The following is a 12,972-nucleotide window of genomic DNA, read 5'->3' as shown; positions in this document are numbered from 1 at the left end:
GCCGATTATGCTCATCATACCACGCATATGCTTGTAACGTCACGGGCTTTTGCTGGGCGGCCAAGTCAGTTATATTAAGGGTTAATATGCACTCAAATCAACACATCATCATCGCCGGTGCAGGCTTTGGCGGCATCCGTACCGCTATGCAGCTGGCCCGCTCCACGCCCTACAAAATTACCGTCATCGCCGACCGGCCGACCTTCCGCTATTACCCGGCCCTGTATGCCACGGCAACCGGCCATTCTTACAATGAGTCGATTATTCCGCTTGATGAGATTTTTGCCGAGTACCCTTCCATCACCGTCGTCTACGACAAACTCAAGTCAGTCAATGTTGCCAAAAAGCGGCTGAAAGCGGAATCCGGCGCCTCGTACGCGTATGACTACCTGGTGCTGGCGCTTGGCGTCGTTACCAATTATTTTGGCATCAAAGGGCTTGATAAGTATTCGTACGGTATCAAGGGGGAATCTGAAGTCGCCGACCTGAAAGAACATATCCACCACCAGATCGTCAACCAAAAACAGCTTGATGAAACCTACGTCGTCATCGGCGGCGGCCCGACCGGCGTCGAGCTGAGCGCGTCGCTGGGCATATACGTCAAGCATATCGCCCAGTGCCATGGCCTGAAGCACAAGAAGCCGAAGGTCATGCTGGTAGAGGCGGCGCCCCGGCTGGTACCGCGCATGAGCGAGAAAGCCTCGCAGCTGGTAGAGGACCGCCTGAAATCACTTGGCGTAAAAGTCATGACCGGTGCCAAGGTGGAGGCAGAGACCGCCCAGACCGTCACCATCAGCGGCGAGAAGGTCAAGAGCGATTCCGTCATCTGGACCTCCGGTGTCACTAACAACCCCTTCTTCAAAGAGAATATCAATGAGTTCACGCTTGCGCCCAACGGCAAGGTCCAGGTGGATGCCTTCATGCAGGCGGCGGCCTCCGTCTATGTCATCGGTGACAATGCTGCCACGCCGTACTCCGGCTTGGCCCAGACCGCGCTCTACGACGGTGATTTCGTCGCCCGTAACCTTAAGCGCCAGCTGAAACAAATACCACCCAAGGCATACAAAGCGCGTAAGCCGCCGGTGGTCATTCCGGTCGGCGATAACTGGTCAATCTTTGAGTACGGCCCGCTGGTCTTTGGCGGTACTCCCGGCTCCGTGCTGCGCCGCGCCGCCGATCTTATCGGCTACACCGACATCCTGCCGTTCTCCAAGGCCTGGCGGCTATGGAGCGCCTCGTCCAGTATCGAGGAGAACTGCGATGTCTGCCGCGCCCCACTTCATCAAAAGTATGCCCGGCGACTGAAAAGTGCTCTGTAAATAAGCAACTAAGTTTACTTAATTAAAATGTGTGATATAATATTTTCCCGTTGTCTACCTTTGAAGGGAGGTGGAATGCATGGACGTCTGCGACAAGTGCGATGGACGCGGCTGGGTGCCGAACGATGACATGGTCATCAGCGACCCCAACAGCTCCGACAGCAGGGAGTGCGACAAGTGCAAGGGCGAAGGCGTCGTGTGCCGTCTCGCCGCAACGGTAACACACCCCCTCTGCCGGCCCAGTACCGGCAGGGGGAGTGTCATCATTTTATCACTTCGCAAAAAACTCTTTTTTAAGGTATTCGGAAAAATCGGCAAACTCTTTTTGGTAAAGCTGCAGTGTGGCGGATTTATACACCCCGTAAACAGTTTCCATAGCCTCTGCCCCTACTATGTGCAGGCTATAAATTGACAGTGGCATGTATTGCACTACTATTTGTTGTCTGTACGCAACCTGCCTGTTTGCATAAAAGTTTTCTAACAGTACTAACAATTTGTTGATTTCCAGCGCCGAAGCGTCTTTTGCCTTTTTGCGGAGGGCTAAATATTTTTGCTTATGATCCACTAACTTTCTTGCTTCTTGTGCATGGTGAAGTGCTAACTGTGACTCAAAAAGCACATAAGGGCCTCCTGTGTTCCTGGCAACATGACCTCCGCAAGAGCTTATAGTGTTAAACCCATGCAATCTTAAAGCTGCTACCGCCTCGGTAATTTCTTTATCGATCGGCATGCCTAGCTTATCCTGTATCGCAAGAACTTGTTTAACTGCTTTTTGCCAAGCCTCTTCTTTTGTAGCTGTTTCCATACTCATTATTATAGCGATACTATAAACTAGAGTAAGAAATAATATAGAGTTGTATTGGAAATCAAGAACTCGTACAATGGAGTAAAAGCATAACCAACATTCGGACCAATACAGGGACTTTCGGGGACGCATGAAAATTTTAATGCTAGGGTGGGAATTGCCGCCGCATAATAGCGGTGGGTTGGGAGTGGCGTGTTATCACATGTCCAAGCAATTGGCCATGGAGGGCGTGTCCATTGATTTTGTCGTGCCGTACACAGCGGAACACGACATTGATTTCATGACCGTGCACAGCGCCGTCAACGCGACACCGCAACAGCTGATGTTGCCGGGCGCTTACGACAGCCATTGCTACACCTGCACCGAAGCTGAGAGCTGTGACCACGGCATCCCCGGCACCCTGCGCGCCCAGCAGATGCGCTATGTCAAGCATGTCGAGAAGATGGTGAAGAAGCAGGAACTCGATGTGATCCACGCCCACGACTGGCTGACCTTTGAGGCTGCTATCCGTGCCAAAGAAATCACCGGCAAGCCGCTGGTGGCCCACGTGCACGCTACCGAATTTGACCGCTCCGGCGAACATCATGGCAACCCGCTGGTGCATGACATCGAATACAACGGCCTGATGATGGCCGACAAGATCATCGCCGTCAGCAAGATTACCCGCGACATCATCGTCCGCGAGTATGGCATTCCCGCCGATAAGGTGGAGGTCGTCCACAACAGCATCAACATCGATGATTACGAGCCGCTTGGCACTGATAATACCTACCGCTACCTCGCCCAGATGAAACAACGTGGCTATACCGTCGTCGTCAGCGTTGGCCGCCTGACGGTCCAAAAAGGCCTGCGCTACCTGCTGGAGGCCGCTCAGCGTGCCGTCGAGCAGGAGCCGAAGCTGCTGTTCCTGCTGGCCGGTTCCGGCGAGCTCCGCGACGAGCTGCTGCTGCGCTCTGCCGAGCTGGGTATCTCCGAGAACATCATCTTCACCGGCTTCGTCCGCGGCAAAGCCTGGCGCGATGTCTATGACATTGGTGATATCTTTGTCATGCCCTCGGTCAGCGAGCCGTTCGGGCTGGTAGCGCTCGAGGCCGCCGGCCACAACAATGCCCTGCTCATATCCAAGCAGTCAGGTGCCGCCGAGGTGCTGCACAACATCCTGAAGTTCGACTTCTGGGATATTGAGACCTTTGCTTCGCAGATAGTGTCCGTCGCCCGCCATGATGCGCTGCAATGCACCCTCAAAGACATGGTCACCCACGAGTTCAACCACATGTCCTGGAAGAAGGCTGCCGGACAGTTCAAAGCAATTTATCACGGTTTAGCCCCCGTCGGAGCTACAGCATGAGCAAACGGGCCATCGTCCTCTATCTGCATGTCCACCAACCGTACCGCGTACGGCCCTACTCGGTGTTTGAGTCCGGTCATGACCACAATTATTTCAACCAGCCGGAAGTACATGGCAACGCCAACAACAAGTTCATCCTGAAGAAGGTCGCCAAGAAATCATACCTGCCGATGAACGCCGTGCTGCTGGAGCTGCTGGAGAAGCATCCGGAGTTCCGCGTGGCCATGTCTATCACCGGCACCGTCATAGAGCAGTTGGAGCAGTGGGCACCGGACGTCCTGGAAAGCTTCAAGCGCCTGGTGGAAACCGGCCGCGTCGAAATCATCGGCGAAACGTATTACCACAGCCTGGCTTTCTTCTACAGCCGCTTCGAATTCGCCAAGCAGGTCCGCATGCACGAAGAAAAGGTCAAACAGGTCTTCGGCGTCAAGCCGCAGGTCTTCCGCAACACCGAGTTCGCTTACAATAACGACCTGGCCTACTGGGCCGACCAGAACGGCTACAAAGGCATCCTGACTGAAGGCTGGGATCCCATTCTTGGCTGGCGCAGCCCCAACTTTGTCTACCGCCCCAGCTACACCAACAACATCCGCCTGCTGATGAAGAACTACCGCATGAGCGATGACATCGCCTTCCGTTTCAGCAACCACGATTGGGCCGACCATCCGCTGACCGCCGACAAATACGTCCACTGGATTAACGCCCTCCCGAAAGACCAGACCAACGTCAACCTCTTTATGGATTACGAAACCTTTGGTGAGCACCAATGGGAAGAGACGGGCATCTTCGACTTTTTGCGCGCCCTGCCTGTCGAGTTCCTCAAGCACCACGGCAACACCTTCATGACCCCCTCCGAGGCCATCGAGGCCTTCGAGCCGGTCGATTACGTCGACATCCCATATACCGTCACCTGGGCCGACACCGAGCGCGACCTGACCGCCTGGCTCGGCAACCCCATGCAGCAGCAGGCCATGCAGCTGCTGTACGACCTGGAGACCGATGTCCTGGCCACCGAGGATCGTGCCCTCATCGAAGACTGGCGCCGCCTGCAGATCTCGGACCACCCCTACTATATGTGTACCAAGTGGTTCCGCGACGGTGATGTCCATGCTTATTTCAGTCCCTATGATTCGCCCTATGATGCCTTCATGTACTACATGAACTGCCTGCGCGACCTAAAACTAAGAGTTATGAAACACAAGGAAGGGATTCACTAATGACCAGACCAGTCGTCCTCAGCAACGGCAGCATGCATGTCGGTATCAACCGGTATGCGATGGTACACGATTTCTTTTACCCGTACGTCGGCCTGGAAAACCATGCTACCGCCGACCGCATGCGCCATCGCATCGGTGTCTGGGTAGACAACCAGTTTACCTGGCTCGATGATAAGTCCTGGCGCTTCACCTACGGCTACGAACCCGAGGCCCTCATCGGCCTGATCACCGCCCATCACGAACGCCTTGGTATCACGCTCAAGTTCCATGACACCGTTGACAGCGAGTACGATGCTTTCCTGCGCAACATCCACATCGTCAATAGCGGCGACCAGCAGCGGTCCGTGCGACTGTTCATGCACCAGGTCTTCCGCATCAGCAACAGCCTCTCCGGCGACACCGCCCAGTATCTGCCGGGCGAAAACGCCATCCTGCACTACAAAGGTCATCGTGCCTTCGTGGTCGGTGCCGTTGATAACAAAGGCGTGGAGTTTGACCAGCATGCCATCGGTATCTTCGGTATCGAGGGCAAAGAGGGCACCTTCCGCGACGCCGAGGACGGCGAACTGTCCGGCAACAATGTCGAGCACGGCCGCGTCGACACCGTCATCCGCTGCGTCGTCGACGTCCCCGCGCATGATTCAGCCATCGTCAACTACTGGGTGGCCTGCGGCAAGACCACACAAGGTGCCATTCTATTGCACCGCCAGCTTAAGAAAGATACCGTCGCGCACCGCCAGGCAGTGACCGAACAATCCTGGCGCTACTGGCTGGGCAAGTCCGGTGATATCCGTGCCTCCATCGACGCCGACTTCAAAGACAGCTTCACCAAAAGTCTGCTGATTACCAAGTCGCACGTCGATAGCCGCGGCGGCGTCATTGCCAGCACCGACACCACCATGCTCAACTACTCGCGCGATTCCTACACCTACTGCTGGCCCCGTGACGGCGCCTATACCATGTGGCCGCTGCTGCGCCTGGGCTACAAGGACGAGCTGCAGCGCTTCTTCGAGTTCTGCCGCCGCGGCCTGACCACCGATGGGTTTTTGATGCACAAATACCAGCCGGACGGCGCCATCGGCAGCAGCTGGCACGCCTATGTCTACGCCGGCAAGGCCGAACCGCCCATCCAGGAAGACGAGACGGCTATCGTCCTATTCCTCTGTGGTGAATACTACCGCCAGACAGGCGACGAGTTCTTCCTCAAGCAATACTATGAAAACTTCATTAAGAAGATGGCCAACTTCCTCTGTGCCTACGTCGATGAGGACACCAAGCTGCCGCACGCCAGCTATGACCTGTGGGAAGAAAAGTTCCTTACTTCCACCTACACCGTGGCCACCGTCTATGGCGGCCTGGTGACGGCAGTCGACCTGGCCGAACTTGTCGGCGACCAACACAGCGCCACCCGCTGGCAGGCCATGGCCGAACAGATCGCTACCGCTGCCCGCAGCACGCTCTACAATAAGGAACGCAAGTTCTTCTACAAAGGCATCCGTGTTCAGGACGACGGCCTCTACTACGACGACGTCATCGATCTCTCCAGCTTCTACGGCGCCTTCATGTTCGGCCTCTTCCCCATCGACAGTCCGGAAGTAAAGGAGAGCTACGAAACCATCTGCCGCGAGTTCGGCGTCTGTGTCGAGGACTGCAAGGTCACGCCGATGCCACGCTACGAACACGACCGCTACGACGCCGTCGACGAAAAGGGTGCCAACCCCTGGTTCATCACCACGCTCTGGATTGCCCAGTACTACTTCGAGACCGGCCGCGTCGAAGACGCCCGCGTCATCCTGGCCTGGGTCCGCGACAGCATGATGGGCTCCGGCGTCCTATCCGAGCAGATCAACCCGTACACCCAGGAGTTCATCTCAGTCGCGCCACTGACCTGGAGCCAGGCTGAATACATCAACGCCCTGCTCGACATGGTCGCTACCAACCTGCCTGACGGCCAGCCGGAGGACGCAAAATCCTAGCGGACACCCTATGAGCATCCTCGACCTGCTCCACCGCAGCTCCAACGGCAAGACCATCAAGACATTTGCCAAGAAGTTCGACCTGGTCTATTTCGGGCATGTCGACCACCGGTATGATGAACACGCCGTGGTGCGCGGCGTGACGGCTTCGACTTCGCATGTCGACCGGCATTTCGCAGTCGGCAACGTCAAAGGGCGGGATATCAGCCTTTTAGAGCGCACAAATTCGCTGCGTTTTCCTGGCAAAGGCGAGAATGACTACCACTGGGTAATCGTCCAGGTGGATCTTGGCCCCGCCACCGAGCTGCCGCATATCTTTTTGGATGCTCACCACCACGACGAGGTTTTCTACTCCAACCTGTACATCAATTTTGCCAACTTCCAGGTGGCCACCAACCTGTTCATCAACCACGATGGCAAGTTCGCCGAGCATTTCATCCCCTACGCGCCGTCAGATAAGTTTGATACAGTCTCCGAAGTCATGAGCACCTCTGTTACCGGCATGCTGGCCCACCACTTCAGCCACTTTGACTACGAGTTTGATGGCTCGACCATCTACATCTATAACAGCCAACCGGTCGTCCACGAGAAGGACCTGGAAGAGATGGCCCGCGTGGGCCTGTGGTTGGCGGATAAGCTTGAAGTGGTGCAGCCGACGGGGGCTGCTGATGATGAGGCGGCGCCGGCGCACCGGATGGCGCATGAGAATGCCTGATATCCTGGTCTCTTAAGCACAAGGGTATTGACAAGTGGTGTACATAGCACATTTATGTACTTTTGTCAAGAGCCTTAGCTTACACACTCCCCTGCTGCCCGTAATAAAAAACACCCGCTCGATGCGGGTGTTTCCATACGGTAGATGCCGAGATCAGTGCTTACGAGCCTTGACTTCGTTGCGGCCCAGGTTCTTCTTGACCTCGGTGAAACGGGTGCGGCGGCGGAGCTTTGGGTTGTACTTCAGAAATGACAGCTTTTCAGTAGTATTCTGGGTGTTCTTGGTTGTGTAATACAAACGCAGACCGGTCTCTTCGCAGACCAGGCCGACTACTTTCCGCTTTTGGTTCTTCTTTGCCATGTCGTTATAACCTGTAAATTACGCTTATGTTTCTCGCGGAGCGAGCTACCTCTTATGAGATGGATTAAATCTACGCTAGTATATCAGATACTGGAGCGTCTTTCAAGCTATCTCAGCAATTCAATAGACAAATATGGAGCCCCAAACGGGATTCGAACCCGTGACCTCATCCTTACCATGGATGCGCTCTACCAACTGAGCTATCGGGGCGTAATTGCCTGTCGCTGCCTTGCTTCAAATAAGACGCTGTGCGTGAACAGAGTTATTGTAGCAGATGCGTGGCAGTTTTGACAGGCTTTTCTGCTGAATTTACTCTGATTTGGCAGTAGTGTCGTCGTCGTGCTCAGGCGGGAGGGCGCTTTTGGTAGGAATCAGGATCCATAGTACGATGTACGGGAGAATACCAGGCACGGCACCCGCCACGGTGGCCACTACGAAGCCAATGCGGAACAGGACCGGATCAAGACCGAAGTACTCGCCCAGGCCACCGCAGACACCGCCTAGTTTTTTGTCAGTTTCAGATCGGTATAAACGTTTCATGCTCTCATTATACGCTACGGTTGATGCGCTGGCGAGACGGCCCGCACCATGGCGATGATGGCACCCTCAAGCATGAGAATGGCCGCGACTGGTAGCAGTATGATGTCGGCATCGGCACAGATTGCCGTAGCATCGCAGATAATGGCGCCGGCTCTTAGTACATAGGGAATCTGCAAATCAGTCAGCGCCGTCGCCGCAAAAAGCCCGCCGATACCGACGAAAAAGGTGCCTAAGACTGCCGCAAAAAGCCGATCGTTCATATCACTCTGATTTTATATGCTTCACCGGCCGCTGGCCCGGCTTAGTCTTGGGTATGTGCCGCTTGGCGTAGCCGAGTGCTGTGTGGAGCTCCTTGATGACGAGCAGAACGCCGCCAATGACGATACCGAGTCCCAGCAGTGACAGCAACAACCAACTGCCATCAAGCGCGAACAATGAGATAAGCAGCCCGGCCATGATAGTTATCATCCCTGCGACGAGGAGGATGATTCCGGTCAGAACTCTGAGTAGCTGCTTCTGTACCATGCCTTCATTATATCATGATGTGCGCCAGCTTAAAGCGGAGCAGGATCAGGTAGCGGCATGTAGCAGTCGACGCCGTTATCTTGTTACGGCGTACACTCGATGTCGCTCAGGCCCTTGGCCGCACCCGGTGCCTGATTGTCACATTTGACCGTGTTGCCACTGGCACTGCCGATATTGAAGCCGTAGCCAGGCACGCCCGATTCGATGATGTTGCCGGTAAAAATATTATCGTGGCCCCACTCCCCTTCGATGCTGTTGGCGTGGACCTGGAAGGCATCGGCCTTGGCGTTCTTGCCCTTATTACCCTCGATGGTCCAGCCGTTGCCCTTCATGTCGATCCAGGAATCGGCGTAGGGGCCGCCCATCTCGGCGCCGTCGAACGTGTTGCCTTTGATGAGCCCGCCGGTGGTGCCCTCCTTGATGTCCATGGACTCACCGCCGGTCTTGTAGATATTGTTATTGATGAGCTTGTTGTTGTCGGACTTGTCCGGCGTGGGAATGGTGACGGTGCCGCCGACCGAGGTGGTGCCCCAGTTGTTGTTGGCAGATCCTACGTAGATGCCTTCGCCGAACTCGATGTTGGTCAAGCCGGTGTTGGTGATCTCATTGCCGTCGATGGTGTTGTCGGAGGAGTTGGAGCGGATATGGATGGCTTCGTTGCCGATGGTGTGGACATACAGGCCTTTAATGGTGGTGAAATCAATGTCATCGGCCATCAGGCCCTTCTCGCGGTTGGTGATGGTAAAGCCTTCCAGGTGCCAGTAGTCGGCGTTACCGAGGTACAATGCATAGCCGCTGTTCAGATCGCCCCCGTCGATGATGGCGCCGCGGCTGCCGCTGAGCTTGATGGGCTTATCGGCGGCGGCGGGCTTGGTGATGGTGAACTTGCCGCCATAGGAGCCGTCGGCCATGACGATGTGTTGGCCGGGCTGGGCGTTATCCAGGGCGGTCTGCAGGCTGGTGGCGTCGCTGACGTTGACGGTCTCAAAATTGCCGTCGTCGGGCGTGGTGGATTGGCCGAGGAACTGCAGGGCTTCGGAGTTGCTGGCGGCGGGGTCGCTGATGACCTTAGCGAATTCGTCCGGGGTGGCGTCTTCGGCTTCGCGGTTGGCGGAGGGGCCGGCGGCGAGGGTGAGGTAGACGAAGATGCCGGCGAGGAGTATGAGCAGGCCGGTGGCAATGCTTAAGATGAGGGTGAGACGAGGGGTTTTGGATTTTTTCATTTTCTGCAACTCTTACTTCAATAATACCATGATTGAGTACATTGAAACCAAAACTACCTAGCCAAGTTACTCCTATGCTACAAATTTGTCAGTCTAAAACTTTCAAGTGCAACTTGTCGAACTCGTCTTTACTAAACGTTCGATTACTCCAGCCAGAGCTATACGGATAAAACAAAAACATTTTTAGCTCCCAATAGCTTACATCAAAAGTGCCATCATTATTTTTAGTAGCAACATAAGAACAATTGGGGTTTGCTAAGTAATATATATCGCCGTTCAGTAACTTTCTTACTGTATTAAGCATCTCCTCGTAAACTCTAAGTTCTTCCTTTGTACGACGCTTATCATTCATGCGGCGGGCATCGACATAATCAACAAAGTCACATCCGGCTGCATCTTCTACCTGCAGGTCATAGCCGAACCAATTGCCGTCTATTTGAATTTCACAAACGTAGTGCTTGCCCTCAAATGCAAATATAGATTCATCACCTGCAACATCAACCGACACGAGCTTGTGGCGATTAGCTTGCACGAGTGTAATAATCGTCTTCCGCATTATGCGGTAGTCAACCGGTTTCACGATAGCTCCGTAAAGGCTTGTGCTAATTTTGCTCGATCTGGTTCGGGCATGGGGTCATTATGGTATGCCTTGGGGACTTCGGGTAGGATGATCGGTTTGGCCCAGCGCTCAGTTTTGTTGCGGCCGTATATATAGATATGAAAAAACGGCGTGGCATCGGGCAGCAGGCCCCAATTGCCATTCGTCTGGATGTTGAACCAAGGGGCAAGGCCAAGTTTCTCTACCACCTGGCAGACCTGCGCGGCCAGATGAAAAGCGTGTCCGGTCAGGAGTGGATCTTGCCAGGCGTTGGCGATGTCGTGCTTGGTCTTGATAACGAGTATCGGGCCTTCACTGTATGGAAGGTGCGGGTTGTGCGGCGTGCACACGATGAAAAGGTCGTTTTCCCAGAGGAGGTAGTTGTTGCCAAGCATAGGTTTAAGTATAGCAGTTGCTATGGCTGATGCAGCGTATCCAGTTCGGTCTCGATGTCACCGAGCTTCTGTTTGATGAGCTTATTCGCGTCGGCCAGGCCGGCATTGTATACCGTTGGGCCAAGATGCTGCATGACGATGTCGATGATGTCTTGGGCGGCGATGACGCCCGGCTGTGCGCCCTCTAAGTCTTCAATATAGGCGATGACTTCATCAGTGCACTGCTTCTTAGTGCTTTCATCGGCCATATCCCATTTGCGCACGATGCTCATAGGTAGCCAAGATGTCTCATTAGTTTTTCTATCGGCGGGGATAAGGGCATGTGTTTCATCTCTTCCAGTGAGAACCAGCCGACGACATCAAAATCATCATCGTTGCCTTCTTTGGGAGTGAGGTCGCCTGATGCGTAGTCTGCAGTGTAAAGTAGTCCGACCATGTGCTTGACCTTGCCTGCCCAGTTTTCGGTGATATCATCATCAAAGTAAACGCGCTTTAGGTTCGTCACTTTGACGCCGGTTTCCTCGTATAGCTCGCGCAGGGCGGCCTCGTCGATGCGTTCATCCTGATCGACAGCGCCGCCAGGAGGCAGGTATGTGCCAGCGTAAGGCCCGACATCATCCGGTTTTTTCACAAGCAGAAACTTATTATCAGCATTTTTCACAAGGACGCCGGTAACGAGTGATATGGAAGGCATGGACGAATTATAGCAGTAAATGCATGCGGAAGCTTATGCGTCAGGTTGGGTCGCGCTCCAGCGTTGGATATCTTTCATCGCAAAGTCTCGCTCAGCATCCTTCTCTACATCATACGCCTTGAGCAGCCATTGTTTCTCGGGATGCCATTCGGTGCCGCCAAACCAAATGGACTGTGGAATGATGGTACGCCAAGCGGTATCGCCCCGGTAGTTTGTGCAGAGGATACTAATCTGTTGCTTGTCTGGGGTGCGCTGCTCAATGCTCATGCTGTTCCCTATTGCGTCTGTACGAGTGATAGGACGTTGCCTGCAGGGTCCTTGAACCAGGCGATATCCGGACCCATGTTTGCGCTAAGACCGCGCAGTACGCCGCTTTCGTCAGTTACGGCGCCGTTGCCAAGGTCGTAGTGTTCAAAAGTGACGCCTTTTTCTTCGAGGGCTGCGATGGACTTGTCGATGTCATCGACGATGAAGTTAAGGACGGTGAACGTAGCAGGCTGATGATCCTCTTTCTCGTAAACAAAGAGTTTTGCGCCGCCAGGCAGAGTGATATCGAGGCCCATCTCTGTGCTGTCGATGGTGACGCCCAGGGTATCGGCGTAGAATGCTTCTGCCGCTTTGATATCATCAACGGAGAAGCCGCTGAATGTGCTGGTTGGTTCGAACATAGTTACCTCCTGGAATCTGCGCTAAGGTTTCTAGTTACTATTATATACCTGCTCGAAGAAGGCTTTCTTGTGCTGCTCGTACTCTTTGTAGGGTTTGCCGTCGCAGGACTCCTTGAGCTGGCGGTAGTGGTCGCGTAGCTTGGCGTTGGCCTTGAGCTTGTGGAAGATGGCCTGTTGTTTTGGTACGTGTGAGATGGTCGGGTCGGAGAGGATGGCGTCCACTTTGAAACCGTCGATGGTGGTGGACCAGGAGGCGGTCTTGTCGTTGAGTTCTTTGAGTTCGCCGAGTACTGGCGCGAGGAGTGCTGCGTACTTGCTGACGTCGTGGGCGTCGCAGAGGATGTCGAGGTCGATGTCGTTCTTGCCGGGGAGGGCTAAGGCGGCGGCTCCCATGAAGAGGACTTCAAGTTCTGGAGCGAGGGCGTGGATTTGGCGGGTTACTTTGTGCGCGGTAGTCACAAGTGCAGGGTTCCAGGGTTGGAGGTGAAAGATCTTTTCAGACATACTACATGATTGTCCTATGCTAGTGTTTGCTCGATCCACGAGGCAAGCTTGTGGTTGACGTCGATGGCGATGAAACGGATCATGG

At 54.5% G+C, this 12,972-nt stretch carries 18 protein-coding genes and 1 tRNA gene; 5 read left to right on the top strand and 14 right to left on the bottom strand.

What is annotated here, in order from left to right; all coding sequences use genetic code 11:
* The first annotated feature begins 86 nt into the window (after positions 1-86).
* Positions 87-1,319 carry an FAD-dependent oxidoreductase gene (locus tag JNJ66_03600; GenBank protein MBL8159515.1) on the top strand — a complete coding sequence of 411 codons (1,233 nt, stop codon included), beginning with the start codon at positions 87-89 and terminating at the stop codon, positions 1,317-1,319.
* A gap of 271 nt (positions 1,320-1,590) precedes the next feature.
* Here JNJ66_03600 and JNJ66_03595 read toward each other — a convergent pair whose 3' ends face one another.
* Entirely contained in the window at positions 1,591-2,124 is a 534-nt protein-coding gene (locus JNJ66_03595) for a hypothetical protein (GenBank protein ID MBL8159514.1), read from the bottom strand.
* Between the two features lie 130 nt (positions 2,125-2,254).
* On the opposite strand from JNJ66_03595, the gene JNJ66_03590 reads away from it, so the two are divergent.
* Genes JNJ66_03590 through JNJ66_03575 form a run of 4 tightly spaced genes read left to right on the top strand, consistent with a single transcriptional unit; the run spans position 2,255 to position 7,380 of the window.
* Entirely contained in the window at positions 2,255-3,472 is a 1,218-nt protein-coding gene (locus JNJ66_03590) for a glycosyltransferase family 4 protein (protein MBL8159513.1), read from the top strand.
* Positions 3,469-4,689, top strand: a complete 1,221-nt coding sequence (locus JNJ66_03585) for a glycoside hydrolase family 57 protein (protein MBL8159512.1) — start codon at positions 3,469-3,471, stop codon at positions 4,687-4,689. The genes JNJ66_03590 and JNJ66_03585 overlap by 4 nt, the downstream gene beginning before the upstream one ends.
* The gene (locus JNJ66_03580; GenBank protein MBL8159511.1) at positions 4,689-6,665 is read left to right on the top strand and encodes a glycoside hydrolase family 15 protein; all 1,977 of its coding nucleotides are present in this window, start codon (positions 4,689-4,691) and stop codon (positions 6,663-6,665) included. The genes JNJ66_03585 and JNJ66_03580 overlap by 1 nt, the downstream gene beginning before the upstream one ends.
* A gap of 10 nt (positions 6,666-6,675) precedes the next feature.
* Positions 6,676-7,380 carry a hypothetical protein gene (locus JNJ66_03575; GenBank protein MBL8159510.1) on the top strand — a complete coding sequence of 235 codons (705 nt, stop codon included), beginning with the start codon at positions 6,676-6,678 and terminating at the stop codon, positions 7,378-7,380.
* Positions 7,381-7,533: 153 nt separating this feature from the next.
* Here the strand turns inward: JNJ66_03575 and rpmG are convergent, their stop codons facing one another.
* The 13 genes from rpmG to JNJ66_03510 all read right to left on the bottom strand — a co-directional run bounded on the left by rpmG (position 7,534) and on the right by JNJ66_03510 (position 12,887).
* Positions 7,534-7,740 carry a 50S ribosomal protein L33 gene (rpmG, locus tag JNJ66_03570; protein MBL8159509.1) on the bottom strand — a complete coding sequence of 69 codons (207 nt, stop codon included), beginning with the start codon at positions 7,738-7,740 and terminating at the stop codon, positions 7,534-7,536.
* Positions 7,741-7,874: 134 nt separating this feature from the next.
* A tRNA-Thr gene (locus JNJ66_03565) sits at positions 7,875-7,950 on the bottom strand.
* 99 nt (positions 7,951-8,049) lie between these two features.
* Positions 8,050-8,280, bottom strand: coding sequence for a PspC domain-containing protein (locus tag JNJ66_03560; GenBank protein ID MBL8159508.1), 231 nt, complete (start codon positions 8,278-8,280; stop codon positions 8,050-8,052).
* Positions 8,281-8,294: 14 nt separating this feature from the next.
* Complete coding sequence (locus tag JNJ66_03555; GenBank protein ID MBL8159507.1) at positions 8,295-8,540, bottom strand: hypothetical protein; 246 nt, start codon at positions 8,538-8,540, stop codon at positions 8,295-8,297.
* 1 nt (position 8,541) lies between these two features.
* Entirely contained in the window at positions 8,542-8,805 is a 264-nt protein-coding gene (locus JNJ66_03550) for a hypothetical protein (GenBank protein ID MBL8159506.1), read from the bottom strand.
* An 83-nt stretch (positions 8,806-8,888) separates the two neighbouring features.
* A complete protein-coding gene (locus JNJ66_03545; GenBank protein ID MBL8159505.1) occupies positions 8,889-10,028 on the bottom strand; it encodes a right-handed parallel beta-helix repeat-containing protein in 1,140 nt (379 codons plus the stop codon).
* Positions 10,029-10,116: 88 nt separating this feature from the next.
* Positions 10,117-10,608 carry a hypothetical protein gene (locus JNJ66_03540; protein MBL8159504.1) on the bottom strand — a complete coding sequence of 164 codons (492 nt, stop codon included), beginning with the start codon at positions 10,606-10,608 and terminating at the stop codon, positions 10,117-10,119.
* A complete protein-coding gene (locus JNJ66_03535; GenBank protein ID MBL8159503.1) occupies positions 10,605-11,021 on the bottom strand; it encodes a hypothetical protein in 417 nt (138 codons plus the stop codon). Before JNJ66_03535 ends, JNJ66_03540 begins: the two co-directional genes overlap by 4 nt.
* A 20-nt stretch (positions 11,022-11,041) precedes the next feature.
* On the bottom strand, positions 11,042-11,293 hold the full coding sequence (locus JNJ66_03530; GenBank protein ID MBL8159502.1) for a DUF2164 family protein: 252 nt from the start codon (positions 11,291-11,293) through the stop codon (positions 11,042-11,044).
* Complete coding sequence (locus JNJ66_03525; GenBank protein ID MBL8159501.1) at positions 11,290-11,715, bottom strand: NUDIX hydrolase; 426 nt, start codon at positions 11,713-11,715, stop codon at positions 11,290-11,292. Before JNJ66_03525 ends, JNJ66_03530 begins: the two co-directional genes overlap by 4 nt.
* A gap of 33 nt (positions 11,716-11,748) precedes the next feature.
* Positions 11,749-11,982, bottom strand: coding sequence for a hypothetical protein (locus JNJ66_03520; GenBank protein ID MBL8159500.1), 234 nt, complete (start codon positions 11,980-11,982; stop codon positions 11,749-11,751).
* An 8-nt stretch (positions 11,983-11,990) separates the two neighbouring features.
* The gene (locus tag JNJ66_03515; GenBank protein MBL8159499.1) at positions 11,991-12,383 is read right to left on the bottom strand and encodes a VOC family protein; all 393 of its coding nucleotides are present in this window, start codon (positions 12,381-12,383) and stop codon (positions 11,991-11,993) included.
* Between the two features lie 30 nt (positions 12,384-12,413).
* Entirely contained in the window at positions 12,414-12,887 is a 474-nt protein-coding gene (locus JNJ66_03510; GenBank protein ID MBL8159498.1) for a GrpB family protein, read from the bottom strand.
* Positions 12,888-12,972 lie beyond the last annotated feature (85 nt).

The sequence above is a fragment of the Candidatus Saccharibacteria bacterium genome (assembly GCA_016789455.1).
Lineage (GTDB): Bacteria > Patescibacteriota > Saccharimonadia > Saccharimonadales > Saccharimonadaceae > CAIJKY01.
The sequence above is the reverse complement of the archived record's forward strand: the minus strand, read 5'-3'. Positions and strand labels throughout refer to the sequence as shown.

Bases quoted from the DNA above. Each gene is read 5' to 3' on its own strand.
- JNJ66_03600 (MBL8159515.1), top strand. From the start codon at position 87: ATGCACTCAAATCAACACATCATCATCGCCGGTGCAGGCTTTGGCGGC.
- JNJ66_03595 (MBL8159514.1), bottom strand. From the start codon at position 2,124: ATGGAAACAGCTACAAAAGAAGAGGCTTGGCAAAAAGCAGTTAAACAA.
- JNJ66_03590 (MBL8159513.1), top strand. From the start codon at position 2,255: ATGAAAATTTTAATGCTAGGGTGGGAATTGCCGCCGCATAATAGCGGT.
- JNJ66_03585 (MBL8159512.1), top strand. From the start codon at position 3,469: ATGAGCAAACGGGCCATCGTCCTCTATCTGCATGTCCACCAACCGTAC.
- JNJ66_03580 (MBL8159511.1), top strand. From the start codon at position 4,689: ATGACCAGACCAGTCGTCCTCAGCAACGGCAGCATGCATGTCGGTATC.
- JNJ66_03575 (MBL8159510.1), top strand. From the start codon at position 6,676: ATGAGCATCCTCGACCTGCTCCACCGCAGCTCCAACGGCAAGACCATC.
- rpmG (MBL8159509.1), bottom strand. From the start codon at position 7,740: ATGGCAAAGAAGAACCAAAAGCGGAAAGTAGTCGGCCTGGTCTGCGAA.
- JNJ66_03560 (MBL8159508.1), bottom strand. From the start codon at position 8,280: ATGAAACGTTTATACCGATCTGAAACTGACAAAAAACTAGGCGGTGTC.
- JNJ66_03555 (MBL8159507.1), bottom strand. From the start codon at position 8,540: ATGAACGATCGGCTTTTTGCGGCAGTCTTAGGCACCTTTTTCGTCGGT.
- JNJ66_03550 (MBL8159506.1), bottom strand. From the start codon at position 8,805: ATGGTACAGAAGCAGCTACTCAGAGTTCTGACCGGAATCATCCTCCTC.
- JNJ66_03545 (MBL8159505.1), bottom strand. From the start codon at position 10,028: ATGAAAAAATCCAAAACCCCTCGTCTCACCCTCATCTTAAGCATTGCC.
- JNJ66_03535 (MBL8159503.1), bottom strand. From the start codon at position 11,021: ATGCTTGGCAACAACTACCTCCTCTGGGAAAACGACCTTTTCATCGTG.
- JNJ66_03530 (MBL8159502.1), bottom strand. From the start codon at position 11,293: ATGAGCATCGTGCGCAAATGGGATATGGCCGATGAAAGCACTAAGAAG.
- JNJ66_03525 (MBL8159501.1), bottom strand. From the start codon at position 11,715: ATGCCTTCCATATCACTCGTTACCGGCGTCCTTGTGAAAAATGCTGAT.
- JNJ66_03520 (MBL8159500.1), bottom strand. From the start codon at position 11,982: ATGAGCATTGAGCAGCGCACCCCAGACAAGCAACAGATTAGTATCCTC.
- JNJ66_03515 (MBL8159499.1), bottom strand. From the start codon at position 12,383: ATGTTCGAACCAACCAGCACATTCAGCGGCTTCTCCGTTGATGATATC.
- JNJ66_03510 (MBL8159498.1), bottom strand. From the start codon at position 12,887: ATGTCTGAAAAGATCTTTCACCTCCAACCCTGGAACCCTGCACTTGTG.